At 29.7% G+C, this 24,766-nt stretch carries 25 protein-coding genes; all 25 read right to left on the bottom strand.

Annotation, left to right across the window (positions count from 1 at the left end; genetic code table 11):
* Position 1: 1 nt before the first annotated feature.
* Positions 2–883: a hypothetical protein gene (locus IR010_RS09960; protein WP_194603413.1), complete on the bottom strand. Its 882-nt coding sequence runs from the start codon at positions 881–883 to the stop codon at positions 2–4.
* Positions 883–2,316 (bottom strand): MBOAT family O-acyltransferase, encoded by a 1,434-nt coding sequence (locus tag IR010_RS09965; RefSeq protein WP_194603417.1) that lies wholly within the window; start codon positions 2,314–2,316, stop codon positions 883–885. Before IR010_RS09965 ends, IR010_RS09960 begins: the two co-directional genes overlap by 1 nt.
* A 24-nt stretch (positions 2,317–2,340) precedes the next feature.
* Positions 2,341–3,429 carry a glycosyltransferase family 4 protein gene (locus IR010_RS09970; RefSeq protein ID WP_194603420.1) on the bottom strand — a complete coding sequence of 363 codons (1,089 nt, stop codon included), beginning with the start codon at positions 3,427–3,429 and terminating at the stop codon, positions 2,341–2,343.
* Positions 3,422–4,819, bottom strand: a complete 1,398-nt coding sequence (locus IR010_RS09975; protein WP_194568624.1) for a hypothetical protein — start codon at positions 4,817–4,819, stop codon at positions 3,422–3,424. The genes IR010_RS09970 and IR010_RS09975 overlap by 8 nt, the downstream gene beginning before the upstream one ends.
* Before the next feature lie 62 nt (positions 4,820–4,881).
* Positions 4,882–5,823: a polysaccharide deacetylase family protein gene (locus IR010_RS09980; protein ID WP_194603423.1), complete on the bottom strand. Its 942-nt coding sequence runs from the start codon at positions 5,821–5,823 to the stop codon at positions 4,882–4,884.
* Positions 5,823–6,950, bottom strand: coding sequence for a UDP-N-acetylglucosamine 2-epimerase (gene neuC / locus IR010_RS09985; protein WP_194603427.1), 1,128 nt, complete (start codon positions 6,948–6,950; stop codon positions 5,823–5,825). The genes IR010_RS09980 and neuC overlap by 1 nt, the downstream gene beginning before the upstream one ends.
* A 6-nt stretch (positions 6,951–6,956) precedes the next feature.
* Positions 6,957–7,541 carry a hypothetical protein gene (locus IR010_RS09990; protein WP_194603431.1) on the bottom strand — a complete coding sequence of 195 codons (585 nt, stop codon included), beginning with the start codon at positions 7,539–7,541 and terminating at the stop codon, positions 6,957–6,959.
* A complete protein-coding gene (locus IR010_RS09995) occupies positions 7,538–8,581 on the bottom strand; it encodes an N-acetylneuraminate synthase family protein (protein ID WP_194603434.1) in 1,044 nt (347 codons plus the stop codon). The genes IR010_RS09990 and IR010_RS09995 overlap by 4 nt, the downstream gene beginning before the upstream one ends.
* Before the next feature lie 9 nt (positions 8,582–8,590).
* Positions 8,591–9,265: a cytidylyltransferase domain-containing protein gene (locus IR010_RS10000; protein WP_194603438.1), complete on the bottom strand. Its 675-nt coding sequence runs from the start codon at positions 9,263–9,265 to the stop codon at positions 8,591–8,593.
* Positions 9,266–9,274: 9 nt separating this feature from the next.
* Positions 9,275–10,183, bottom strand: coding sequence for a glycosyltransferase family 2 protein (locus IR010_RS10005; protein ID WP_194603441.1), 909 nt, complete (start codon positions 10,181–10,183; stop codon positions 9,275–9,277).
* Entirely contained in the window at positions 10,173–11,429 is a 1,257-nt protein-coding gene (locus tag IR010_RS10010) for a glycosyltransferase (protein ID WP_194603444.1), read from the bottom strand. Before IR010_RS10010 ends, IR010_RS10005 begins: the two co-directional genes overlap by 11 nt.
* Before the next feature lies 1 nt (position 11,430).
* The gene (locus IR010_RS10015) at positions 11,431–12,033 is read right to left on the bottom strand and encodes an acyltransferase (protein WP_194603447.1); all 603 of its coding nucleotides are present in this window, start codon (positions 12,031–12,033) and stop codon (positions 11,431–11,433) included.
* A gap of 29 nt (positions 12,034–12,062) precedes the next feature.
* Positions 12,063–13,163: a non-hydrolyzing UDP-N-acetylglucosamine 2-epimerase gene (gene wecB, locus IR010_RS10020; RefSeq protein ID WP_194603451.1), complete on the bottom strand. Its 1,101-nt coding sequence runs from the start codon at positions 13,161–13,163 to the stop codon at positions 12,063–12,065.
* Positions 13,163–14,089, bottom strand: coding sequence for a glycosyltransferase family 2 protein (locus tag IR010_RS10025; protein ID WP_194603453.1), 927 nt, complete (start codon positions 14,087–14,089; stop codon positions 13,163–13,165). The genes wecB and IR010_RS10025 overlap by 1 nt, the downstream gene beginning before the upstream one ends.
* Complete coding sequence (locus IR010_RS10030) at positions 14,086–14,967, bottom strand: beta-1,6-N-acetylglucosaminyltransferase (protein ID WP_194603456.1); 882 nt, start codon at positions 14,965–14,967, stop codon at positions 14,086–14,088. The genes IR010_RS10025 and IR010_RS10030 overlap by 4 nt, the downstream gene beginning before the upstream one ends.
* Before the next feature lie 16 nt (positions 14,968–14,983).
* Positions 14,984–16,003: a glycosyltransferase family 2 protein gene (locus tag IR010_RS10035; protein ID WP_194603459.1), complete on the bottom strand. Its 1,020-nt coding sequence runs from the start codon at positions 16,001–16,003 to the stop codon at positions 14,984–14,986.
* The gene (locus IR010_RS10040) at positions 15,996–17,123 is read right to left on the bottom strand and encodes a glycoside hydrolase family 99-like domain-containing protein (protein WP_194603463.1); all 1,128 of its coding nucleotides are present in this window, start codon (positions 17,121–17,123) and stop codon (positions 15,996–15,998) included. The genes IR010_RS10035 and IR010_RS10040 overlap by 8 nt, the downstream gene beginning before the upstream one ends.
* 40 nt (positions 17,124–17,163) lie before the next feature.
* On the bottom strand, positions 17,164–18,003 hold the full coding sequence (locus IR010_RS10045; protein WP_194603466.1) for a glycosyltransferase family 2 protein: 840 nt from the start codon (positions 18,001–18,003) through the stop codon (positions 17,164–17,166).
* Positions 17,996–18,910 carry a glycosyltransferase family 2 protein gene (locus IR010_RS10050; RefSeq protein ID WP_194603469.1) on the bottom strand — a complete coding sequence of 305 codons (915 nt, stop codon included), beginning with the start codon at positions 18,908–18,910 and terminating at the stop codon, positions 17,996–17,998. The genes IR010_RS10045 and IR010_RS10050 overlap by 8 nt, the downstream gene beginning before the upstream one ends.
* Entirely contained in the window at positions 18,907–19,752 is an 846-nt protein-coding gene (locus tag IR010_RS10055) for a glycosyltransferase (protein WP_194603472.1), read from the bottom strand. Before IR010_RS10055 ends, IR010_RS10050 begins: the two co-directional genes overlap by 4 nt.
* On the bottom strand, positions 19,752–20,741 hold the full coding sequence (locus IR010_RS10060; protein ID WP_194603474.1) for a glycosyltransferase family 2 protein: 990 nt from the start codon (positions 20,739–20,741) through the stop codon (positions 19,752–19,754). The genes IR010_RS10055 and IR010_RS10060 overlap by 1 nt, the downstream gene beginning before the upstream one ends.
* Positions 20,742–20,750: 9 nt before the next feature.
* Positions 20,751–21,581 (bottom strand): glycosyltransferase family 2 protein, encoded by an 831-nt coding sequence (locus IR010_RS10065; RefSeq protein ID WP_194603477.1) that lies wholly within the window; start codon positions 21,579–21,581, stop codon positions 20,751–20,753.
* Positions 21,582–21,612: 31 nt separating this feature from the next.
* Entirely contained in the window at positions 21,613–22,329 is a 717-nt protein-coding gene (locus IR010_RS10070) for a methyltransferase domain-containing protein (protein ID WP_194603480.1), read from the bottom strand.
* Positions 22,330–22,369: 40 nt separating this feature from the next.
* A complete protein-coding gene (locus IR010_RS10075) occupies positions 22,370–23,641 on the bottom strand; it encodes an ABC transporter ATP-binding protein (protein ID WP_194603483.1) in 1,272 nt (423 codons plus the stop codon).
* A 51-nt stretch (positions 23,642–23,692) separates the two neighbouring features.
* On the bottom strand, positions 23,693–24,559 hold the full coding sequence (locus tag IR010_RS10080; RefSeq protein WP_194603486.1) for an ABC transporter permease: 867 nt from the start codon (positions 24,557–24,559) through the stop codon (positions 23,693–23,695).
* Positions 24,560–24,766 lie beyond the last annotated feature (207 nt).

Here is a 24,766-nt window from a genome sequence, read left to right on the forward strand (position 1 = left end):
TTTATTTATTAAAAAAATCTTTCAGAATTCTAGCTGTAAATATTTTTGCACCCGCATCATTCATGTGCCCGCAAGAAGCAAAATATTTATTTTCTATTACTACATTTTCATAGTTAAGAATTTCTGGATAAGCTTTCTTTACTTTATCAAAATAATTCATTCCTACCACATTTTCGCACATAGGTGTCATGATTGTGATAAGATTGATATTATTTGCTTTGCAAATATTCTTGATTTCTTCGTAGTATTTGTTATGTGGCAACGGATTTAGATCGACAATATTATTTTTCATATTGCCATCTTTATGTTTTTGCAGTGGATAATATCCTAAATTATCTAAAGCATTTATATTTTTATGAACGGCAGTGTAAAAAGCTTCTCTAAAACCAATTTTGGTTTCATATTTAATATATCTATAAAACGGAATATAATATAACTCATTAAAATTTTCTTCTTTAGAAAAATGATCTTTAATAACTTCCGAATTGTGAATGTAAGGCAAAAATTTAGCTGAAATTCCTTCGGATTCTTGATCATTTGCAAGACTTAAATCTGCTTCGAGAATAATATTTTTGATTTTATATTTTCTTTCAATCATTAATTTAAGCAATAAGGAAGTTTCAAATAAATGGCCTCCACTCATTCCGTAATTAAATGTTCTGAGTCCTTTATCTTCAAACATCTGTGCTACAAAATGATTATTTGCTCGAGATGTTCCTAAAAAAACAACATCATATTTTTGATTTTTTGAGTTAAAAACAGTTTCTACTTTCCCTCTGTTTTCAGACTGCATAAAAATTGCTGTATATATTCCGTCGAGTATAACTGCGACTATAATTATCACAAGTAAAATCTTTGCTGTATATATTAAAAACTGTTTCATTAAAACTGAAAATAAATAAATTCTTTATAATCTGAAAAGGTTCCGAAAGCCATAATTGCTGTAATTGCCAAAGCTAATTTCAACATACTTTTTTTTCCTGAAAGAGGTTCGATTTTGTTACGATTGTTCCATTCAACAAAAACAAATAACATTATCATAACTATCAATTCGTAATTGCTTCTTTCATTTGCCAAATACTGAATTTTGAATTCTAGATTCGAAAAAATGCGTTTTAAATATAAAACTGCATCTGTTATAGTTTTGGCTCTAAAGAATATCCATGCTATACAAGTAAGTGAAAAAGTATATAAAATACTCATTACTACTTTGGCCGAATCAAAATCAAATTTTAGCTTAATGGCATCCATATTATTGCGGTTGCTGTTTGATAAAAGCAATGGCAAAAAGTAAACGGCGTTAATGAATCCCCAAACCACATATGTCCAATTGGCTCCGTGCCAAAACCCGCTGACAATAAAAATGATAAAAGTGTTTCTGATTTTCATCCAGATTCCGCCTTTGCTGCCGCCTAGTGGAATGTATAAATAGTCGCGAAACCAAGACGAAAGAGAAATATGCCAACGGCGCCAAAACTCGGCAATATCTCTTGAAAAATAAGGATAATTGAAATTTCGCAATAAATCCAATCCAAACAATTTAGAAACTCCCAATGCAATATCAGAATAACCTGAAAAGTCTCCATAAATTTGAAATGCAAAGTAGATTGCTCCCAGAATTAATGAAAAAGAATTCATAGCAGTATAATTGTCAAAAATGGCATTAGCATAACTTGCGCAAGTATCTGCAATGACCACTTTTTTTACCAATCCCCATACAATTTGACAAATACCTTCTTTGGCTTTTTCTAGATCAAATTCTCGTTTTATTTTTATTTCTGGTAATAAATGGGTAGCTCTTTCAATTGGACCCGCAACTAGAAGCGGAAAATAACTCACAAATAATGAGTAATCTACAAAGTTATATTCAGCTTTTATTCTTTTATAATATATATCTATTACATATGATAATCCGTGGAAAGTATAGAAAGAAATTCCGACTGGAAGAATAACATTTAATAAAATTGGACTTGCTTTAAATCCAGCCGAATTCAATAATTCAGCGAATGAAGCAGCAAAAAAGTTATAGTATTTAAAAATTCCTAAGAAACCTAAATTGACTAAAATACTAAGCCAAAACCAAAATTTACGGCTTCTTTCAGACTTTCCTTTTTCAATTTGAATTCCGGTGTAATAATCTAAGAAAGTAGAGAATACTAATAAAAACAAGAATCTCCAATCCCAACAAGAATAGAAATAATAACTTGCAACGATTAATAAAGCATTTTGAGTGCTTTTAGTTTTATTAAAGACAAACCAATACAAGAAAAAAACGATTGGCAAGAAAATAGCAAAAGCTAATGAGTTAAAAAACATCCTTGGTATTTATAAATTTTAAGATTAATATGTTTTCTCTGTAAATAGTTTGAAATGATTTTCTACCATTTTCGGCAAAGAAAAGGAATTGGCAATTAATTCTCTTGTATTACCTGATATCTTTTTGTTTCCTAAATACACATTTTCTAAAATTTCGGTTAGAGCCTGAATATTTTTTGCTTCAAATATATAGCCATTTTTGTTATTCGCAATAGCTTCCGTATTTCCTCCAACATTTGTTGTTATTACAGGAACATTTGCAGCAAGACTTTCTAAAATTGACAAACTGAAACACTCCATATGTGTAGGTTGCAGCATATAATCGTATCGGCAAAAAACCTCATTTAAGTTTGATTTGCTGCCCATAAAAGCAAAAGAATTTTGAAGAGAATACTTTTCAATTTCATTTGCCAATTGTTCTTTATAAGGTCCATCACCATAAATATCGATCTTAATCTCAGTTTTTATTTCTAAAGGAAGGAGATTTACCGCTTTGATCAAATCTTGGATTCCTTTTGATTCTCTTAAATGCGATGCTACTAAAAATGTTGGTTTTTTTTCATTTCGATGATTTCGAACTAAAATAGAATCTAAAATAACTCCGTTGTAAATGGTTTGTGTTTTAGATTTAAGATGAGATCCAAAATCTTTTAAAATTTCATTTACTGTATAATTTGACACTCCAATAAAAACATCGATGTATCTTGAAAATAAAATTCCTTTCAGCTTTTTATTTAATTTCTTTTTAAATGAATATCCGTTTAAAGGCCTAGGATTATGATCAACTGCAATTATTACAGCATTGGTCAATTTCTTTATTTTATAAAATAATGGCGTGCATAATTCTACAAAATGCGTAATAACGTGCGAGTAACCTGTTTTATTTTGCTTGCAAAAATCAAGAAAATGACTTTCTACATTTTCAGATTTGCTTGTGTAAATTGTCAAATTAGAATAATTTCCGTGATCGGAACTATTTGGAAAAAACCAATCTATTTCGATTCCATTTTCTTTACATTTTTTGTCAAAATCCCAGAAAAAATAATCCATACCTCCAACTCTTTCTGGAAGTAATCTATAGTTGCAGATTACGGCTATTTTTTTATTAGTCATGAAATGCGGCTAAAGTTGATGCAATTCGTGCGCTTGTTCCTTCCAAATTTTGACCTATTTGTAAATCGATCATGGCTTCTCTGTCTTTTTTTCTTTCGCTCGGATTATTTAAAGTCTGATTAATCTGCTCAATCAATTGCTTTTTATCTTTTGCAATTAATACCGCATTCCCATCAATTACTTTTTTATAGTGATTGTAATTCAAAAATCTTTGATCGTCGTAAAGTCCGTTTTGCGGATTTCCGAAAACTGTATTAATTACCGGTTTATCAAAAAGCATAAAATCAAGGCTCATTGTAGAGCACATATTAACACTTAAATCTGAGTTTTCGAGTAACGAACGCAAATCAACAATATCTTCATGACTCGGAATTCTTTGTGACCAGCTTTCCTGGTGATTTTCTCTAGTCAAAATCCATTTTGGGACATTCCATATAATTTCCGGAAATTCATCACGAATAGCTTTAAATCTACGATCATCTTCGGCTGGGGAAGTTCTTACTAAAAGTTGCGAAGGAAATTCTATTTCATTATTTCTAATAGCTTCAGCAATAGCTTTAATCACAATTGGATCATTTGGCCCAATTGAAACATCGGCACAACTGTAGCAAATTATTTTTTTATCGCGGTTTAATCCAAATTTTGCAATGAAATTTTCTTTTGTCGTTTTGTATTTATCAAGGACATAAGGCTCAAATTGTGGTGTTCCAACAACTTTTACATTTTCGCTTTTTACATTTGGATAAAAATAAAGAAGTTCCTCTTTCATCAATCTACTCCAAACTAAAAAATGGTCAAAACGCCCTAGCATTCTTCCTTTTGAAGCCAAATTATCCCAGCTGAAAATAAAAGTACTCGTTGGAATTTTTGACTGAATTGCTGCATATAAAAAAGGAGCTAAATATGGAGGTCGCTGGTGCGTAAAAAACAAATGCGATGGTTGATCTTTTTTAAGAATTTCAACATATTCTTTTGTTATTTTATTTTTTGAAAAAGATAAAAATTGAAGTTTCTCAGCCAATAAAATACTTGAATTAGAATTGATAAATTTCGTAAAGAAATAAATGCTTTTAACAAATAAAGAACGAAGCGAATTAGTTTTCGGATAACCCACAAGTAGATTGTCTTTCATTCCATAAAATGATTTGTATTTTTGCAAATGCGCAATTTCTTTCCATTTTCTAAAAGCCCAAGTTGTTTTTCCTTCTTTAAAAACGGTAAGTTCTTTTATTTCAAGTTTTGGGTTATTTAATTTTGGATAACAGCTTTCAGGCAAACCAGAATAAATTATAATTTCATCAAATTGATCTGTCGCTTCCGCAAGAAAATCACTCATGATAAAATTTCTAAAACCAACTCCATCGGTTATTACTATTCCTAATTTTTTCATTTATTTATAAGTACTTTTAATCTGATTTTTTTGAGATTTCAACAGCTCATTTATAGTAAGAATCACCAAGTTCTGAAATCGTATTTTTTTAAATAGTGTAATAAAACCTCATCTTTAATATTTGGCATTAAAATTCTATTCATTTTTCTGCTAGCCTTGTTTTCTTTATTTGAATAATAATTATTTGCTAATAAAACTCCTAAGAAGCCTAATTCTTGTGCTATTTTAATAGTGTCCAAATTATAAGAACCATGAGGCAATGCCAGATATTTAATATTTCTATTCGTTAATTCGTTTAACTTTTTTAGAGATATTATTAATTCTTGTTTTTGTTCTTTATAACTCAAATTTCCTAAAGAATAATGGTTGTGTGAATGAATTCCTAATGTGATTAAAGGATGATCGGATAAAAATTTTAATTCAGCATTTGTTAACGAACGATATTCTTCTCTCGGAAAGAAAGGTATTTGATTCATTTTTTCAAATTCAACAAGCCAATTTTCCTTATCTGGATTCGATAATTTATTCAATTTATCTATAATATCATTATAAACAGTATTTGATTTTGAAACTTTATTTTTCACATCTGGAAGATCGAACAATTCGTCACAATTAGCATAATCAAAAACAAGTCTATCCCACCAAAATTCATTTTTTGTATTGATGTTTAATGTAGTTATAAAAATAGTGGCTGGTATCTGGTATTTTTCTAATAATGGAAGAGCGTTTATAATATTATCTGCATATCCATCATCAAAAGTAATTACTAGTCCCGTTTTTTTTAAAGAATTCCAATCTTCATCTAATCTAAGAATCTGATAGTTTTCTTTATAGTAAACTAATTGATTCTCAAAATTAGCAACACTTACGGTGAGGTGGGTTAATTTATCTCCAACAACATCACTAACTCTGTGATACATGGTTACTAAAACAGGTCTGCCATGTAATATCCTGTTTTTTAATTTTAGTAATTTATAATATATCTTTTTGAGTTTACTTTTCATTAATTAGATAAATCTCTAAATTGTTTTTGATGATTAAGCTGCCAAATATCATCATTTTTAAGACATTGAAGAAATAGTTCATCACTATTGCCCTTGCCAAAATCATCTGAAACAATTTTTACCGTATGTGAGTCAATAATCGAAAGTGCCTCTTTAATACCTTCTTGAGAATAATCTGTATTGATAATATCGGCGTGAACAGCTCGATTTTGCTGACGTGTGCCAATGTTAATAATAGGAATTCCATAATAAGGCGCTTCTCTAATTCCGGCACTGCTATTGCCTATAATAAATTGACTGTTTTTTAATAACGTCAAAAAGTATTCAAAACGAAGCGATGGATAAACTCTGAATCTTGAATTTTCTTTTAGTTTTTCGTAAGCTTGGATAATAAACTGACTTCCTAAATCATTATTTGGAAAGATAACTACATAGTTATGATTGTCTTGAAGTAAAGCATCGACAAAGGTATCTGCATATTTTTGCATTTCCTTAATTTCAGTAGTAACGGGATGAAACATTACAATGGCGTATTTCTCGAACTCAATTTTATAATATGCTTTTGCAATTGCTAATTGTGGCAGTTGATCAGAGAACATAATGTCGATATCTGGAGAGCCAATTGTAAAAATAGACTCGTTGATTTCGCCCATTTGAATCAATCTCTTCTTTGCTTCATTATTTGATACAAAATGAATGTGACTCAGTTTGCTAACACTATGCCTTATCAATTCATCTACAGTTCCTGAAACTTCTCCGCCCTCTATATGTGAAACTAAAATATTATTAAGAGATCCTACAATTGCACCAGCTAAAGTTTCAACTCTGTCACCATGCACTACAATCATATCCGGACTTACCTCTTTGCAATAATGAGACAAACCTTCAATAGTTTTAGCAAGAGTTAAATCCATTGTGGTTTCGTGAGTATGATTTTTGAAAGTATGAATATTTTTAAATTTACATCTTTCAATTTCAATTAAAGTATATCCGTATTCCTCCTGTAGATGCATACCTGTTACAAATACAAAAACTTCAAACTGCTGCTGTTCCTCCAAAATTGAAATCAATGATTTTATCTTTCCAAAATCAGCACGAGTTCCAGTAAGAAACAGTATTTTTTTCATTTTATCTTAAATTTGGCGAATTAACAGCTCTCCTTTTTGAGTAATTAAACTATTATCAGGAATATTTTTAACAACCATTGTGTGTCCGCCGATAATGACATTATTACCTATTGTTAATTCGCCAATAATTGAAGAATTACAGTACATTGTAACATTATTACCTAGTATACTTCCATTGCCTCCTCCATTTTTTTTATGTCCAATAGTACAGCCATGATGAATTTTAAATCCTGTACCGATTTTGTTTCTGCTTCCAATCACAGTTCCTTCGCCATGTATAATATAAAATCCTTCGCTTATTTCATTATTAAAATAAATTTCACAACTGCATAATTCCTTTAATAGCCAATGTATTTGGGGCTTTAGGTTTTCCTGATCATTTTTATGCAAAACACTTCCTAAACGAAATAGAAAAACACCCAACTCATTTGAATTTGTTGTTATTCTATGTTTGATTTCTTGTCTTGTAAGGTCAGGAAAATGATAATTAACATCAACAACGGTCAATTCAAAAGCAGTTTGAATATAATTTTCATCAATTGCTTTAAACTGATATACCTTAGTCAATAAAAATTGTACAAAATCTTTCATTCATTAATATCTTCCCAGATCAATTGTTCATCATTATCAATATCTCTTGTTGCTGTTTTCCCGATTAAGTCATTAAAATGCTCTGCTAGTATTTTTCCCGTTCCAGGACGTTTAACCCAAATATTTTGTTTGGTGAAAACTTCTCCTTTTTTAATAGGTGCGATTGCACAAACAGTAGCAAATGCAAAATCAATTGTTACTTTTTCTTCTAGTGCCGGTTTTTTTGTTCCGCCGCGCATTAAAGCCATTTCTGCACTTGAAACAATAAGTTCCTGACAGGCTTTTTCATCCATACTGCAAATAATATCCGGACCAACACGCTGCATATGATCCGTAAAATGTCTTTCTAGAACACTCGCGCCAAGTGCGACAGCTCCTAAACAAGCATTGTTATTAAGAGTGTGATCGCTTAAACCAAAAACTTTATCAGGAAAAGCTTCGTGCAATTCTATCATAGCACCGAAACGCACTAAATGAATTGGTGTTGGGTATAAATTGGTAGTATGTAATAAAGCCACAGGAATATTGTGCTTATCAAAGATAGCAACTGCTTTCTGAATACTTTCAATTGTATTCATACCTGTACTCAGAATAACAGGTTTGCCAAAAGAAGCAATATGTTCTAATAAGGGATAATTATTACATTCTCCCGAACCAATTTTATAAGCCGGAATATCAAACCTCTTTAATCTTTCTGCGGCAGCACGGGAAAATGGCGTAGAAATAAAAATCATTCCTTTGCTTTCGACATAGTTTTTAAGTTCTAATTCGTCTTGTTCATTTAATGAACAGCGTTCCATAATTTCATAAATAGAAATATCTGCATTGCCTGGAATTACCTTTTTAGCAGCACCGCTCATTTCGTCTTCTACAATATGAGTTTGATGTTTTACAACTTCAACACCTGCTCTATAAGCTGCGTCTACCATTTCTTTAGCTACTGTTAATGAGCCTTCATGATTGATTCCGATCTCGGCAATAACTAATGGTGGAAAGTCTGGTCCAATTTTTCTTCCTGCAATTTCAATATATGGATTCATAAAAATAGGTTATGAATTAGAATTTAAATGTTTTTGGTATAAATATTCGGCGTAATCGAAGTCTTCTTTTGTATCGATATCAACATTGGCAAAAATATGATCTATTTCGAAAGGAAATGAATTTTCCCCAATAATTATATCATCAAAAATTAAAGATGCTTTTGTGATATAAAGCAATCCATTTTCAAAAAAAAGAGGTTCTAAATCCTGGCTTCGCTGGCCAATTTTATAATTGTATGGAATGAATTTATTGTCAATAATTTTTCCAAATTTCTGATGATTCCGAGAAACTGTAAACAAACTATTAAACTTTTCTTTTTCGTAAATATCAAATGCTTCTATCAATAAATTTTCTGGCCTCAACGGGTTTGTTGGCTGTAAAAGAATAATATTCTCTACCTCATCTGAAATTTGTTCGAGAACATTTTTTAAAGCTGAAACTGTTGGCTCTAAATCTCCAGAAATATGCTCAGGACGATCTATCACTTTTGCGCCATATTCTAGGGCAATTTTTTTGATTACTTGATCATCTGTCGAAACATAAATTTCGTCAATTATTTTTCTATTCGCTTTAGCGTACAAAATACTGTGCACAAGCAAGGGAATTTCACCTAACTGTTTTATGTTTTTTTGAGGCAATCGTTTAGATCCTCCTCGAGCCGGAATAATAGCAATCGTTTTCATAAAACAAATTTATTTATCTTCTGGTTTCCAATACAGCTTTGTGTCTTCTAATTTCTGATAAGCATTATATTCTTCTACAGATAGTCTATTTGAGTTTTTAATGATTTTAGGAATTGAAAATATCAAATTAAACAGTGCCAGCAAAATTGCTTTTAAAGCTTTAAAATCGCCTTTAAAAACTTTTGACTTGAATTGCATACCAATAGAGTAAGCCATTTTTTTTGGGATAACACGAATTGGATAAAACAAAAAGTACAAATACCAGCCAGAACGCAATGATCGTTGTAAACGTAAACTATAATCTTGATCTTTTTTTCTCTCCTGTATGTTTACTCTATGATTAACTAAAACATTAGGTAAATAATATATTTCCCAATCTTTTTTAAATAAATGGTAAGAAGCAAAATCTTCTTCTCCGTAAAAAAAAAACCATTCCGGATAATTTGTGATTGCATTCCAAGCCGACATTCGCCAAACACTTGCGCCAGCACAAAAGCTCTTCATCCTGTGTGCTATTTCATTCGTCTCTATTGAATGAGGCGGTAATTTACTCCAAAAAATCCTAAACCCCAGAATAGCACAATTTGGATTTAAATCGAAATATTCTTCGATTATTTCGATAGGGTTCTGGGTTATAAAATGAATATCATCATCTATATTTATCGCATAGGGAGATTTAACTCGCTCCATCATTCGATTTCTAGTGTAATGAATTCCTTTAGAAACCTTATTGGAAAAGATTTCAATTTTCGGAAAATGTGTTGTTATATAGTCAAAAGTGCCATCCGTAGAACCATCATCACAAATTAAGAAATGAACATCTCTCCTGTTAAACAAAAATTTTAGTTTCTCTAAAGTAATTTTTAAATCTTCTAATCGATTTTTTGTCGGAATAACGATTGTAAATTTATATTGCATCTTTAAAATAATCTTTATTAATTACTTTTTTCAAATAATCTGAAGACAAATAATCCTCCAAATCCCTCCTATTCAAGTTCAAGCTAAGAGGGTTCTTTTTCCATAATTGATATAGATCTTCAATGATCTCAGCGATCTTCTCTGCTTGGTCAACTTCAGACCAATAAGGATAATCATTTCCTAAAAGGCGCCTCGTTTCGCTATAATAAGGAGCTAGAGAAAGTATAACTTTATTTGCCTCTACGCAATGTGCAAATTTAGCTGGAAGGAATGGGCTGACCTCTGATTTTGATTCTAAAATAACATTTACGGAAGCATTTTTTTGTATAAGAAAAACTTCATCAAATGTTTTATTACCATTATAAGCATATAATTCTGGTATTTCTTTTTGAAAAAAATCAAGCACTTCAGTATGATCGCCAGCATTTCCTAACAAGATAAGACTAGAATTACTTCGGGCTTCAGGATTTTTTTTCAAAAATGTATTAAATCCTTCTAACAAACCTTTAGGCGGACGCTGTTTCATTAAATTTCCGGCGTGCAGTATATTGAATTTCGCAGCGTTAAAATAAGTTGGGAAATTATTATTTTGAATTTCATATTTTGCATTTTGATGTGGAATAATAATTCCCGTTTTTTCAAAATTAGAAAAATAACTGCTCATCCATTCTTTTAACAATTGACTTGGAAAAGCACTGTATTTTGCTTTTTCTGAAATTTCTCTAAAAAAAATTTCTTTTTTATCATATCCAGGTTCTATCCAATTATAAGGTCTTGGATAATAATGAAATGGAAAAGGATCATGTACATAGGCCATCCATTTATCATGTAAATGAGGTAATTTAAGAACCGCGTAATGTGGTCTGAAACTAGCTCCTTTACTTAAAGTCAAAACTAAATCAGGCTCAAAAGACTGTTTTTTTAAGGCTTTGATAATACTTTGTACATCATTAAAAAAAGTAAAAGAAAATCCGAATCTCTTTTCAAAAAATGGAGTAAAATTTATTTTAAAATTTCGATTTACGACTCTAAAAAACCTGCTCAAAAAATAATTAAAACTCGATTTTATTTCTGGGACAGAAAACGTTTTTATATTTTTTAATTGAATGTCTTTTCGAGTATAATGATAAACCAAAACTTCAAAACCAGCTTCATCAAGATTATTGATCAAAGCTACGTTTGCTTTAGAGCCACTGCTGTCTTCTATATTTATAGAATCTACTACTACGAGTATTTTTTTTACCATTTTACCAGTTTATTCTCCAGTCTATACCTTGCTTTACTACTAGTGCCGGATTACCAGCAATAATAGTTTTGCTTTCTAAAAAACTTTTTGTGACGACACTTCCCAATCCTATTAAATTTTCACTTTCAATCTGTACTCCTGGTGCAAAACAGCAGGCTGAACCAACATAAACATCATTTTTAATTACAATTGAAAGATCCTTGTTTTTTAATTTTGTATGAATAGAACCATGTGTCCAAAATTGACTGTTTTTACCTGCAATCCAGCTATTATTACCTATTTGAATATTGTGCCACAAATCAAAGTAATGATTATTTATAATTCTCGAATTAGTTCCAATAGAAAAATTTGCACCTCCCAAAATTACATTCCCAGAATGAATTGAGGTGTTTGAACCAATATGCAATTCATTACAGCATATACTATTGTTATCAGCAATGTAAACATTATCTCCTATTACTACTCTTTTGCAATTGATCAGCGTTCTTCCAATTTTTACATTTTTACCAATTTCATAATGCAACACCTTCTTCAGTAAAAATACTTTAAAAGAGTTAAAAGGTAGATATTTTATTATTTTTAAAATAACTGATTTTATTGTCATGCAAAATGTTTTCTTTATAAAATAATAATTTACTGCTTTAAAAAACGAGCTATTTTTCTAGAGGCATCGCCATTTCCATAAGGGTTTTGTGGCTCTTTAAAGCCTTGAAAATTATCCAATATTGTCTGTATTGTACTTATAATTTTATTTTTATCCGTTCCGACCAAAGTTGAAAACCCTGCAGTAACTCCTTCAGGTCTTTCAGAAACATCTCTTGTCACTAAAACAGGTTTTCCTAATGATGGTGCTTCTTCCTGAATTCCGCCAGAATCTGTTACGATTAAAAAAGATTGCTGCATTAACCAAACAAATACAGGATACGAAACAGGCGGAATTAAATAAATATTTTCTTTTCCGGATAATAACTCATAAACCGTTTTCTTGACATTTGGATTTAAATGTACGGGATATATAACAATTACATCTTTTCTTTCTGAAATTTCTAAAAGTGCTTCACAAAGATTTTTTAGGCCAGACTCGAAATTCTCTCTACGATGTCCTGTTACCAAAACTATCTTTTTATCTCGAGAAATTTCTTTTTTTAGTTTTTCAATTTCAGGATGAATATAATCTGATTTCCCAATTTTATCAACTGTCCAAAGTAAAGCATCAATAACAGTATTGCCTGTTTGAAGAATATCTTTTTGAAGAATATTTTCGTTTAATAAATTTTGCGTTGCTTCAGTCGTTGGTGTAAAATGAAGATCTACAATTCTACTGGTCAGCTGCCTGTTAATTTCTTCGGGAAAAGGTGCTTTTTTATTATACGTACGAAGACCAGCTTCAATGTGCCCCACTTTTATACCTAAATGAAATGCCGCCAAAGCTACCATTGACGAAGTAGTTGTATCTCCGTGAACTAAAACTAAATCTGGGTTTGTTTCTCTAAAAACAGAATCTATTTTAGCTAAAATAAGTGAACTCAGGCTATTTAAAGATTGATTAGATTGCATTAAATCTAAATCATAGTCAGGTTTAATATCAAAAAAATCTAAAACCTGATCTAGCATTTCTCTGTGTTGTGCAGTAACACATACGATTACCTCAAAATTATTATTTTTGAGTTCATGATATAAGGGAGCCATTTTTATGGCTTCTGGACGAGTACCAAAACAAAGAAGAATTTTCATTACTTAAGACTTTTTTTTATTTTATAAACTAAAATTCGTAATGGATAAGACCTGTAAAAAAAACTCCATTGCAATCTCTTTAAAACACTTGGATCTAAGATTTCTATAATTTTATTAAAAAGATTATATTCTTTAAAACCAACGGAAATTGTAATAAAATATCGAATTAACGAAGGTGTCAGCAATTGTTTTTCTTTTAGATTTTGAATAATTAAAAGAACAGCGTTTACATGAGATTCTCTTCTAACAGGGTTATGGTCAAAAAATTCTCCCGTATTAGAATTTGAATGCTTTCTGCCATAAAATAACGTTTTATTGATAGAAATACCTTGAACTTTTGAAGATAAGATTCTAGAATATAATTCCCATTCTTCTGCATACATTAAATGCTCTACGAAACGATTATTCGTAAAACATTCTTTTTTCCACATTACTGCGCAAGAATTAAAAGGCAGTTTATTTGTCAACATGTCTGCAATACGGTTGACATCTATTGTAAAAGAAGAATATTCTTTTGTGTAATTAAAATTATAATCAAAGTCATTAAAAAAAACTTCTCTTTTATATCTGCAAAATGAAACTTGATTTTGATTTAATTCATTCACACACAATTCTAAATTTTGCGGATGCACGATATCGTCGTCGTCAAAGAAAATTATAAAATCTCCTTTTGCCAGATCCAAACCATAATTTCTGCATCCAGGCAATCCTTTTTTATAACCTTCAGGTCGCTTTAAGTATTTAAACCTAGAATCTTGTTCCAGAATCGGTGAAATAATTTCAATAGTATTATCAGTTCCTCCATCATCAATTATTAAGCATTCCCAATTTAAATACGTTTGCTTTTGTATCGAAGATAATGTTTCTGCAATAAAATGAGCTCTGTTGTAGGTTGCCATAATAATGGTCACTTTAGGCCCTGTCATTTTAGTAAAGGTTTAATTTTTTCTAATAATCCAATTGACATTGGATATTCAAATTTTCTTGCAAAAAAAGCATCTGTCTGTACTAATTTATCATAATCAGTTTCATCTAATACAGCGGGATTATTGCCGTTTCTAGCGATCCAGTCAATGTGTCTTAAATTATTATTAGCAGCCTTTTTTGCAAAAGGTGAATTCATTATGACCGTTTGAAAATAAAACTCCTCTGAACACAATGTATGTTTAAATCGATTTAAGACAGACTTATTGTTTTTTGTAAAATCAATTACATAGCTCACACAATCTCTGCTCAGACTCCACCAGGTAGAACCACAATATAGTTTAGGCATTGTTGACGCAATTTTTCTTTTTATGCCAAGTCGTTTTTGAATTCTGACTAGACGTCTAATTTTTGCATTTTCCTTGCTGTTTTTTGCATTGAGCAAATCGTAAAAATTATAATATTCTATGCGATCCATATTGCCGTTATCAGCGGCGCCAATAGTTGGAACATTGCCATAAGTTATATATTCAACATCCGTATTTTTAAAAAAGTCTAAAAAATAGTCACTTTTTTTTATTGGAAAATCATGTCCGCTTATGAGATGAAAATAAGCCATTTCCTTGTTTTTAAAAGCTTCTTGTGTCAGATATAAAATGCTCTTCAGATGATTGAATCCTCCCCAATTAACTTTATATTTTTGTTCTACCAATTTTACGATCTCATATTTTCTTAAGTTCGCTAATTCAATATCTGAAATATTGCTTTTTTTATCGATGTGAATAAACAATTCAAAATTAACATCAAAAGAATTAATTATTTCTTCAAGATGATTATAATTTTTATAGGCAGTAATCAAAACGGCTTGTTTTTCAGTCATTTAGATTTTATTTTAACTATTTAAAAAACGAGTATTTAATTAAGGTTTTCAAAGCATTTTTGTCTACAACAAAAGGGTATCTTTTTAGAATAAACAATGATTTAGAAAAATTACTCTTTAAACCTTTGTCTAATACCATTAATTCTATTGTCTTCTTTAAAAAAACTTTATCTATTAATTTGCCGTTTAAAAAATTTTGGTTTCTTTTTAAAATTTCTTTGAAATTTTCAATTTTAGGATAAATATTTATTAGCCATTCAAAATTTATTTTTTGATTTGAAAGGCATTTAACTAGAAAACTTGAAATTTCTTCGCTGTCAGTCACCAAAACTTCTTTACAAAAATCAGCATACATTGCAGAAATGCCTTTTTCCCAAAGTGCTTTTCTTTCCTTATTCACAGCAATCTGGTTTGTTAGACTGTCCGGATGTTTTCTATAATAATATAATGCTTTTTCTATTTGGGAATAACGGCTGTGCAAAAGCGCTCGTAGCCAAAAATCATAATCTTCAGCTAAAAAAAGATTTTCGTCGTACGCTTTATTTCTTGTAAAAACTTCTTTTTTGTAAAGGAAACAGCAACTCACAAAATTGCCGAAAATTAAGTTTTCTATTCCAAGAAGTTTAACTTCTCTTATTTTATGACCATTATTATCAATTAAGAAAAAATTACTATAAACAATAGCTGCTTTTTTTTCTTCGATTTCGTTTAACATTGTCTCCAATGCATTTAGCTCATAGAAATTATCATGGCTTGTCCAGGTTATAAAATCCCCTTTAGCTTCTTGATGACCTATATTTAAACTTGCCGGCAGCTTTTTATTTTCAGCGTTATTTATAATTTTAATTCTGCTGTCCTTTTGAGCGTATTGCTTTAAGATTGATAATGTAGCATCAGTAGAACAATCATTTACAATTATTAATTCAATATTTTCATGTGTTTGTTTTAAACAGCTTTCAATAGATAATGCAACATACATTTCTCCATTATAAACAGGAAGTACAATACTTACTAATGCATTATTTAACTCACTCATTTGTATACTGTTTTTTCACTTCCTTTACAGCTTCGAGCCATTGTAATCCAAATTTCAAATCTGGTTCTAGATGGTTTCCTTCAGCCCATTCATTCCATGATTTTATAATTACGAACTGAGGATTTTTTGGATTCTTCAACAATTCTTTTATTGCTTTTTCTAAATGTTTTTTCCATGAAATGGGATTTGCATTTATAAAAATCAGCGATTTTTTTCCGCTTCGTGCTGAATTGTCCCAATTAGGAAAAACACATGGAATGTATTTTTCGTCAGGAAACGTTATATTAAAATGAGATACCGCTTTAGTATAATCATAAATTAAAGGTTTTAGCCTTTTGCCGATTTCATTTGTAAATCCGAGTTTAACTTTTATTTTCCTTTCAAGCCATCCTAAATATCTAATATCTTCAAACAAAAACCCTTTTTTATATCTCATTTTCTGAAATACTTCACTTCCAACTTTTCCGAATATTTTACTGTTTTTCACAATTTCATCCGATGCAATTGTTGCTATAAAATGAATTCCTGCAAAACCATTTGCGATGGCTAATTTATTAAACACGTTTAAAAACAGCTCACAATCTGGAATATCATCAAACCTATAAACATGAAACATCGGCTTGTTATTTATTTTGATATAACGGTCATCCTTAAAAAAAGGCAATAAGTAATCAAAATAAATTTTAAATCCTTTTTCTCCATCATAAGTCTGTTCAATTAAAACATTCGGATTATCCAGACCGTGCCAAATACCTTTCCAAGTTTCATTTGCCCAGCAAAAACAAAAAGGAAGATCAATATTTTTATTTAAGAGCATTGCTTCGGCAGGTTTTTCTAGTAACATTTTGTTATTTCCAAACCAATATTGATAATATATAAAACCGTCAATACTGTATTCTCTTGCTAATTGTGCTTGCTTTTCTTGAATTTCTGAAGATCGTAAATCATAAAAACCTAATTCTGCAGGCAAAATAGGCTGATAATGTCCTTTAAATAAGGGTTTAGCTTTAACTACGTTTGTCCATTCAGTAAAACCTTTACCCCACCATTCATCATTTTCTGGGATTGGATGATATTGTGGAAGATAATAAGCAAGAAATTTTATTTTATTTTCAGACATTTTAGGGCTTCTGTTTCAACTAAACTATAAATTTCAATATTCAGTTTTGTTTGTATTTGCCAAATATTGTGAATCCGAAAAATCTTTTGCAAAAAACATCAATTATAAATTTTTCACTTTTCAGATTTTCATCATTTTTTCTTTCTAAAGCGATTAATTGGTGTTCCATTGCTTTAAAAGATCCGTATTGTTTTACAAAGAAATCGGCATGCTTGACACTAAGATAATTTAGATTTTCAGTTTCTTTCTCTCTTTGAATTGTTCTAAGCATCGAAGTTGCTTTTATTCTATAGTAAAAACCAATTTCTTCGAGGCATTTTACATTTCCTCCATCTTTTAGGAGAGAAATCCAAAATTCCCAATCTTCCCAACCCGATTTCATTTTTATATCATAACCACCTACAGCTTTCCAATCTTGTTTTTTGAAAAAGGCGGAGCAAAAAATTAAATTATTTCTGCTCAGATTAAAAAGAGAAAATGAAGGCAATTTCCACTCTCCAGTTTCGTCTTCAAATTTTTCTGCCCTACAATAGACAACTTTTAAAGTTTGATCTTGTTCAAAAGCTTCGACTGCGAATTTGGTATAATTTGGCGCTATTTTATCATCTGCATCCAAAGGTAAAATTATTTCTCCTTCAGCCTCTGAAATTCCAAAATTTCTGGCACTGCTCAATCCTTGATTTTTCTGAAAAATATATTTAAACCGTTTGTCTCTCGAGCACCATAATTGCGCTTTCTCTTCAGTATTATCCGGACTTCCATCATTTATAATAATACATTCCCAATCAGTATATGTTTGGTTGAATACAGATTCTAAAGCTTCATCAAGATATTGTGCTTGATTATAACACGGAACAATTATGGATACTTTTTTATTCATTTCTTTTTAAAATGCATTTTAAAAATCTTTTAACAAACTTTTTAATCGAATAAAAATCTAAATATTTTAAATAAAAAAACAATAAAAAAAGCCATTCTGAAATTTTTAAATTTCTTTTTTTATTTATTTCATTTTCATAGAATCTCACTATTTTTTCTCTTTCTTCATTTTTATAAAAACTTAATTTTTGTTTAATCAAAAATTTAAAAAATGAAATAACAGATAAGCTTTTTGCTAGATTATTATCCTGCTTTCCCGAAATATTTATATCTGAAAGTCTTACATAAACTACACTGTCATTTATTGTATAAATGGGTTTATTTTCAGAAAAATCAAGCCAGGCTCTATCATCACTATTCCATGCCAACGGATAATCATAAAACCGATATTTAAGAAAAGACTTTCTTGAAAAAATATATTCTGAGAGGGAACTCCTTGTTAAATGTTTAAATTTTCTATAAAATGAATCTGTTGCATTTTCCCAAATTGGATGAGAATAAATCTCACTTATTGTATTTGTTTCTTCAAAAATTAATTTTGATGCAAATCGGATAACGGCTGTTTTTTGATTAAATGATTCAAAATTGCTGTACCATAATTCAACCAGCTTTTCATCAATAAAATCATCATCTCCAAGAATCATAAGCCATTCTTCTTCCTTACTAAGATTAATGCATCTTTCCCATTGCTTTGGTAACGAGTTTGCTCCCAGATTTTCTTCAAATCGATGATAAACAAACTCAAATTTCCCATGAAATTGGTTTAATAATGTTAAAGGATTTTCTGGACTGGCATCGTCTCCAATATAAACTTTAAACCTTTTATCTGTTTGATTTGCAAGTGATTTTAATGTTTCTTCAAAAAAACTAAGCTTGTAATATGGAATTATAATTGCTAGCACCATCATGTCTTAAAAAATATTCTTTTAAAGAATTTGATGTGCCATTTTAAATTATTCTGTAGAAAAAACAGTTGGCACCAGGTTAAAAAAGAAATTATGTAGGCTTTGTATAAGATACTTTCTTCAATAAAATTTACAGCATTTAAAACTTCATTTTCTTTGTTTACAATACTTGACTGGCATTGTAGAGGCAATACATTTTTATACTTTTTATGAATTTTATAAGTAGATATCACCCACTCTCGACTAAGTTTTCCTGTAGAGTAATGTTCGATAAAAATTTGATCTGTTACAATAATTTTATAGTTATACTTCTTGTATTCAAATGAAATATTTAAATCATAATTATGGAAGCCTTTACTACTGCTGTCAAACAAAATTTTATCAATCTTTCGTGCTGCCATAAAAACACCATCTATTACTACAACTTCAGCATCAGAACCTGGATCGAATCCTGACAGCATTTTTTCAGAATCTTTTTCAGGATAACTTTGCAGTATATTAACAACTCTATTATTTTGAGCACAATTCCACCATGGCGATGGCATCTTTGTTTTTACTTTAGCACCCGCTACTCCAACTAAACCTATTTTCTGATCTCTATTAAAAATATCTATCAAAACATTTCCCCAATTTTCGGTATGGATGAAAATATCATCATGAATAAAGCATAAGAACTTAAATATACTTTTTTGAATTCCTAAATTATAAGCTTCAAAGATGGAATAATCATTTTTAGAATTATCAATAATAATCAACTCGAACTCACAGCCTATTGAATTTTTAATATTCTCTATGAAACTATTTTTAAGATTTTGATTTCGAGAACAAACAATAACTGAAATCATTATTTAAAAATTTTAAATATTTTCATTTTAAGTTTTTTGCTAAAGTTAAACTTTTTCACAGAAAATCTTAAAATTGTACTTAATAGTAAAAATCCTTTTACTTTTTTATTATTCCCAATAAACAATAATCCCATTTCGTATTTTAAATCTTTAGTAATTTGACGATTTATATTTAGAATATCAGGGAAATTATATAATTTACTGTCTGACAGAAATTTAATTATCTTTTTTCTGGTTTTTAATTCTATTTCAATAATTAAACTTCTTTCATCTTTTTTTAAAAAATTTGAAATAACGCTATTTGAATGATATCTAAAACTATTTAGTTGCTCGTGATTAAATGCAATCTTGCTATTTGCTAAAAGTTTCACATAAAAAAGCCAATCTCCAGATGTCTTTAGTATGGGATCAAGATCCAAATCTCCAATTTGAATTGCATTTTCCTTTCTAAAGATAACGGCACTGGCATTTGGAATTACATTTTTAAAAATTAAATAATTTCTAATAAACTCATTACCATTCATACTAAAATTATTCAAAAACAAAGTCTCGTTCAAATTATCTGTATGTGTGATCCAAGTTCCTGTAACATCGCCAAATTCATTAACTCTATTTGATTGGCAGTAAGACAAAACTATTTCTGAATCTTGGAATGGTATTGTTAATTTTTCTAGGAAATAATTGTCACAAAAGTCATCGGACTCTGCGATCCATATTAAGTCACCTTTGGCTAAACTAATTCCTTTATTCCATTGTTTAAAAGTATTCCCAGTATTTATTTTATTAAAAATACAATGGGCCGTTTTCTGATTTCCTGCATAATGAGATAAAATTTCTCTGCTATTATCTGTACTGCAATCGTCTAATAGAATTACCTCGAAATTATGGTAAGTTTGATTGTACACTGAATTCAAACGCTCAGTTAAATATTTTTCATGATTGTAGTTAGGAACAATTACAGAAACTAAAGGAAAATTACTATTTGCCATTATTTTGAATTATTCTAGTATTTCTGTGTTTGTTTTAAAAATCGAAAAACCAAAAAAAGTTTTGCAAAATAAATCAATTACAATTTTTCTACTTTTTAAATATTTTTTATCAATTTTATTTGACTGAGAAATTTCTCTACAATAATTATCATAATAAAGTTTAGAATATTTTTTAACGATATAATCTTGATTTAAAAATATCATATCAATATTAAATGACCGTATCATAGAGCTACTCGATACAAAATACTTAAATGTAATTTTATTCAAATTATAAAATCTAGCATTAACGGTGCTCAATGCTAGCCAAAACTCCCAGTCTTCATGACCTTGAAAAGGCATATCTTCATCATAACCTCCAACTTTTTGCCAAAGCTCTTTTTTATAAATGGCACAGGCATCTATATAATTATGAACAAGCATCTTTTGCAAATTGAAATCATCAATTTTCCAAATTCCTTCTTTTTCTCCAAAATATTCTGCGTAACCATGTACAACATCAATTTCTAAATTGTTTTCAAATACCTTTAAAGCAGTTTTTCCAAAATCTTTTTCAATAAGATTATCTGAATCAAGAGGTAAAATATAAGTTCCGGTTGCTTTGTTTATTCCAAAGTTTCTGGTTTTTCCTAATCCTTCATTTTGTTTTGAATAGTATTTGAATCGCTTATCCTTTCCAACCCATTTTAGAGCAATTTCTTCAGTATTGTCTGTTGAACCATCATTAACAATAATTGCTTCCCAATCAATAGAGTCCTGTTCAATAACTGATTGCAGTGTAGCTTCTAATGTAGACTTAGAATTATAGCATGGGATAATTATACTTATTCTCTTATTCATATTTCTAATTTAGTAAAAACCAGATTTTAATCTACTTTACAACAAAACCATATAATCCAGAGTACATTTGATTATTTTTAAAATCAAGCTCTTTCTTATCTCTTTTAATTAATTGTCTAACAACGAAATTTAAAATAGGTTTAAAAAATTTCTGCTTTTTTTTGGGTAATCTATAGTCATTCCATAATGCTAAAGATAAAGCTAAATTAGAATGAAATCCTCCTAAAGGTTTTATATCCCATGAAGTAAATTCTGAATTCTTAAAATAATTTTCTAAAGCAAATGGAGTAAATCTATGATAGTCATACGGAACTTCGTGCAATGGCCAAACACTTGGTACAGTAAAAAAGAAAACACCATCGGGCTTAAGAACTCTTTTTATTTCTTTAAGGATATGGGTGGTGTCAAAATAATGCTCTAAAAATTCAGTAGCAATTAAAAAATCAACTGTTGAATCTTTAAGAGGAATTTCATTTCCATTCCAAAACAAGTCTGGTTTGACATCATGATGATACTCTGTTGGTTCTAAATCTATCCCTATATATTGTGTAATAGCTTCAGACATCAAAAAATTTTTATATGGCATCACGCCACAGCCTAAATCAACTACTACTCCTTTCAATTTTGGTTTTAATTCTGAAACTGCAGAAAGCAAAGTTCTTCTAATAATATAAAATGAAGGAAGCATTACTTTAGGTCTTAAATCTATAAACCAATCATTGATATAATTTTCAATACTATTTTTCATTATTCTTTTTTTATATAATGGACACAATAAAAAACCATTTTTAATTAAAATCATTAGATTTCCAAGAACCATTTTCAAAATACTGACAAACATTTTTTTGCCATCCCCATTCAGGTTCTTTTTCGTTTATTAGCTCTAAAGAAAAGGCACAACAATCAAATTCTTGAAATTTGGTCTTGTTTTTAGTTTCTGCTAAATGAACCTTTAAAGTATAATTACCTTTATAAAGAGACAGTTGATCATAAGTAAATGATAAATGATTTAGCCCTTTTACTCTACATATTTCTTTATTAATATCAAAAATATAATCATACAAGATTGGTGTTCCTAAATGATTTAAAATCTGAAATGATAATGCTAAATTTTGCATATTATCATGTGGCATTGTAATTTCAAAATCAATAGTAAAAGGTTTTTTATATCCTTGTAAAGTTCCTCCTTCAGAAGTTATAATCTGAACTTTTGTTACTGTTGGTTGATCAAGATTTGCATTCTGTTCAAAATAGCTCTCAAATTGCTCCATTGCAGAGTATATCGAGATTGCTTTATTTGTTTCTTCAATTGCAACTACTTTACCATTAGCTAAAACAACAGTTCTTGTGGCTAATGTACTAATTGCACTAAGATCATGACTCACAAACAAAACTGTTCTTCCTTCTCCTCTCGAGATGTCCTGCATTTTGCCAATAGCTTTTTTCTGAAACTCTGCATCGCCAACAGCCAATACCTCATCAATTATCAAAATTTCAGGTTCGAGAAAAGCGGCAACAGCAAAGGCCAGCCGAACGGTCATTCCGCTGCTATATCGTTTTACTGGAGTATCTATATAACGTTGACAGCCCGAAAATTCGATAATTTCATCCAATTTTGATGCAATTTCTTTTTTGGTCATACCAAGAATAGCTCCATTTAAAAAAATATTTTCCCTTCCGGTCATTTCACCATGAAAACCAGTTCCTACCTCAAGAAGAGATGCTATTCGACCACGATATTTTATACTTCCAGTGGTTGGAGCCGTAACTTTTGAGAGAATTTTTAAAAGTGTAGATTTTCCTGCTCCATTTTTACCAATAATACCTAAAACCTCTCCTCTCTCTACTTCAAAATTAATATCCTGCAAAGCCCAAACATAATCTGAAGTTGCTTTAGTCGAGCGGTCATTGATGTCTCCCAATTTTATATACGGGTTTTCCTTACCTCTTATTTCATGCCACCAACGATTTATATCATGGGTTAAAGTACCTGTTCCCACCTGTCCTAAACGATATTGTTTAGAAATATTTTCTGCTTTTAATATTATATCTTTTTTCAATTTGAATCTTAAATATTATGAATATTTTAATTTTTTTAGCATCTCAAATATTTAAACTGTATCAATAAAACTTTTTTCAGTTTTATTAAAAACTAAAAGTCCAATAAAAAATACAACTATTGTAAATAGTAACGTATAACCCAATCCTAAAAACGAAATCTGACCAACATTTAATAGCATATAGCGCGAAGTTTGTATAATGTATGCCAAAGGATTGTAATCAACAAGCCAACCATATTCTGGTATTTTTTCCTTAATTAATTCCATAGGATACATTACTGCGGAAAGATACATTAAAAGCTGTATACCAAATCCAATCAAATTACTAAAATCACGGTATTTGGTAACCATTGATGAAATTAACATTCCTAAACCTAATCCAAGAATTCCCATAATAACGATCAAAACAGGAAAAAATACAACTAAGCTATTTAAAGTTAGCTCACGGCCTTGTATATAATAAAAGCAATAAAAAGCTATAAATATAAAAAATTGTATTCCGAATTTTATCAAATTAGAAATAACAACAGATAAAGGTGTAATAATCCTAGGAAAGTAAACTTTACCAAAAACTCCTGCATTACCTTTAAAGGTATCTGAAGTTCCATTTAAGCAAGATGTAAAGTAATTCCAAACTGTTATCCCAGCTAAATTAAACAGGAATGGAGGAACATTACCAGTACTGATACCGGCTACATTGTTAAATATTATGGTAAAAGTTATTGAAGTAAATAAAGGCTGAATTAAATACCATAGCGGACCTAAAACAGTCTGTTTATAAACCGTAATAACATCTCTTTTAACAAAGAGAAAAAGCAAATCACGATATTGCCAAACTTCTTTGAGGTTTAATGAGAAGAATTTATTTTTGGGTGTTATTTCAAACAGCCAATCATTTGAATTATTTGTTGTGTTCATAATTGCTTACAAATTGAATTGTAATAATATATTTATAATTAAAGAGATGTTTTTTTTGCTTTTGTACTCATAATTTTACTGACAGCATTATTTTATTGAATTAACAAGATTTTTAGTCGCTAATAAATCATATAAAAAGCAAAAAGGCGTTTTAAAAAAAACACCTTTTATAATTTAATTATTTGAATTAAAATCGTTCTGTTTATA

It is taken from the genome of Flavobacterium sp. MR2016-29 (assembly GCF_015350695.1).
Classification (GTDB): domain Bacteria; phylum Bacteroidota; class Bacteroidia; order Flavobacteriales; family Flavobacteriaceae; genus Flavobacterium.

Excerpts from the sequence above, each read along its gene's own strand:
- IR010_RS09965 (WP_194603417.1), bottom strand. The coding sequence starts at position 2,316 with ATGTTTTTTAACTCATTAGCTTTTGCTATTTTCTTGCCAATCGTTTTT.
- IR010_RS09970 (WP_194603420.1), bottom strand. The coding sequence starts at position 3,429 with ATGACTAATAAAAAAATAGCCGTAATCTGCAACTATAGATTACTTCCA.
- IR010_RS10030 (WP_194603456.1), bottom strand. The coding sequence starts at position 14,967 with ATGACTGAAAAACAAGCCGTTTTGATTACTGCCTATAAAAATTATAAT.
- IR010_RS09990 (WP_194603431.1), bottom strand. The coding sequence starts at position 7,541 with ATGAAAGATTTTGTACAATTTTTATTGACTAAGGTATATCAGTTTAAA.
- IR010_RS09980 (WP_194603423.1), bottom strand. The coding sequence starts at position 5,823 with ATGAAAAGTAAACTCAAAAAGATATATTATAAATTACTAAAATTAAAA.
- IR010_RS10000 (WP_194603438.1), bottom strand. The coding sequence starts at position 9,265 with ATGAAAACGATTGCTATTATTCCGGCTCGAGGAGGATCTAAACGATTG.
- IR010_RS09995 (WP_194603434.1), bottom strand. The coding sequence starts at position 8,581 with ATGAATCCATATATTGAAATTGCAGGAAGAAAAATTGGACCAGACTTT.
- IR010_RS10045 (WP_194603466.1), bottom strand. The coding sequence starts at position 18,003 with ATGAATAAAAAAGTATCCATAATTGTTCCGTGTTATAATCAAGCACAA.
- IR010_RS10015 (WP_194603447.1), bottom strand. The coding sequence starts at position 12,033 with ATGACAATAAAATCAGTTATTTTAAAAATAATAAAATATCTACCTTTT.
- IR010_RS10005 (WP_194603441.1), bottom strand. The coding sequence starts at position 10,183 with ATGCAATATAAATTTACAATCGTTATTCCGACAAAAAATCGATTAGAA.
- wecB (WP_194603451.1), bottom strand. The coding sequence starts at position 13,163 with ATGAAAATTCTTCTTTGTTTTGGTACTCGTCCAGAAGCCATAAAAATG.
- IR010_RS10070 (WP_194603480.1), bottom strand. The coding sequence starts at position 22,329 with ATGAAAAATAGTATTGAAAATTATATCAATGATTGGTTTATAGATTTA.
- IR010_RS09975 (WP_194568624.1), bottom strand. The coding sequence starts at position 4,819 with ATGAAAAAATTAGGAATAGTAATAACCGATGGAGTTGGTTTTAGAAAT.
- IR010_RS10065 (WP_194603477.1), bottom strand. The coding sequence starts at position 21,581 with ATGAATAAGAGAATAAGTATAATTATCCCATGCTATAATTCTAAGTCT.
- neuC (WP_194603427.1), bottom strand. The coding sequence starts at position 6,950 with ATGAAAAAAATACTGTTTCTTACTGGAACTCGTGCTGATTTTGGAAAG.
- IR010_RS10055 (WP_194603472.1), bottom strand. The coding sequence starts at position 19,752 with ATGATTTCAGTTATTGTTTGTTCTCGAAATCAAAATCTTAAAAATAGT.
- IR010_RS10040 (WP_194603463.1), bottom strand. The coding sequence starts at position 17,123 with ATGTCTGAAAATAAAATAAAATTTCTTGCTTATTATCTTCCACAATAT.
- IR010_RS10080 (WP_194603486.1), bottom strand. The coding sequence starts at position 24,559 with ATGAACACAACAAATAATTCAAATGATTGGCTGTTTGAAATAACACCC.
- IR010_RS10035 (WP_194603459.1), bottom strand. The coding sequence starts at position 16,003 with ATGAGTGAGTTAAATAATGCATTAGTAAGTATTGTACTTCCTGTTTAT.
- IR010_RS10010 (WP_194603444.1), bottom strand. The coding sequence starts at position 11,429 with ATGGTAAAAAAAATACTCGTAGTAGTAGATTCTATAAATATAGAAGAC.
- IR010_RS10060 (WP_194603474.1), bottom strand. The coding sequence starts at position 20,741 with ATGGCAAATAGTAATTTTCCTTTAGTTTCTGTAATTGTTCCTAACTAC.
- IR010_RS10050 (WP_194603469.1), bottom strand. The coding sequence starts at position 18,910 with ATGATGGTGCTAGCAATTATAATTCCATATTACAAGCTTAGTTTTTTT.
- IR010_RS10025 (WP_194603453.1), bottom strand. The coding sequence starts at position 14,089 with ATGACAGGGCCTAAAGTGACCATTATTATGGCAACCTACAACAGAGCT.
- IR010_RS09960 (WP_194603413.1), bottom strand. The coding sequence starts at position 883 with ATGAAACAGTTTTTAATATATACAGCAAAGATTTTACTTGTGATAATT.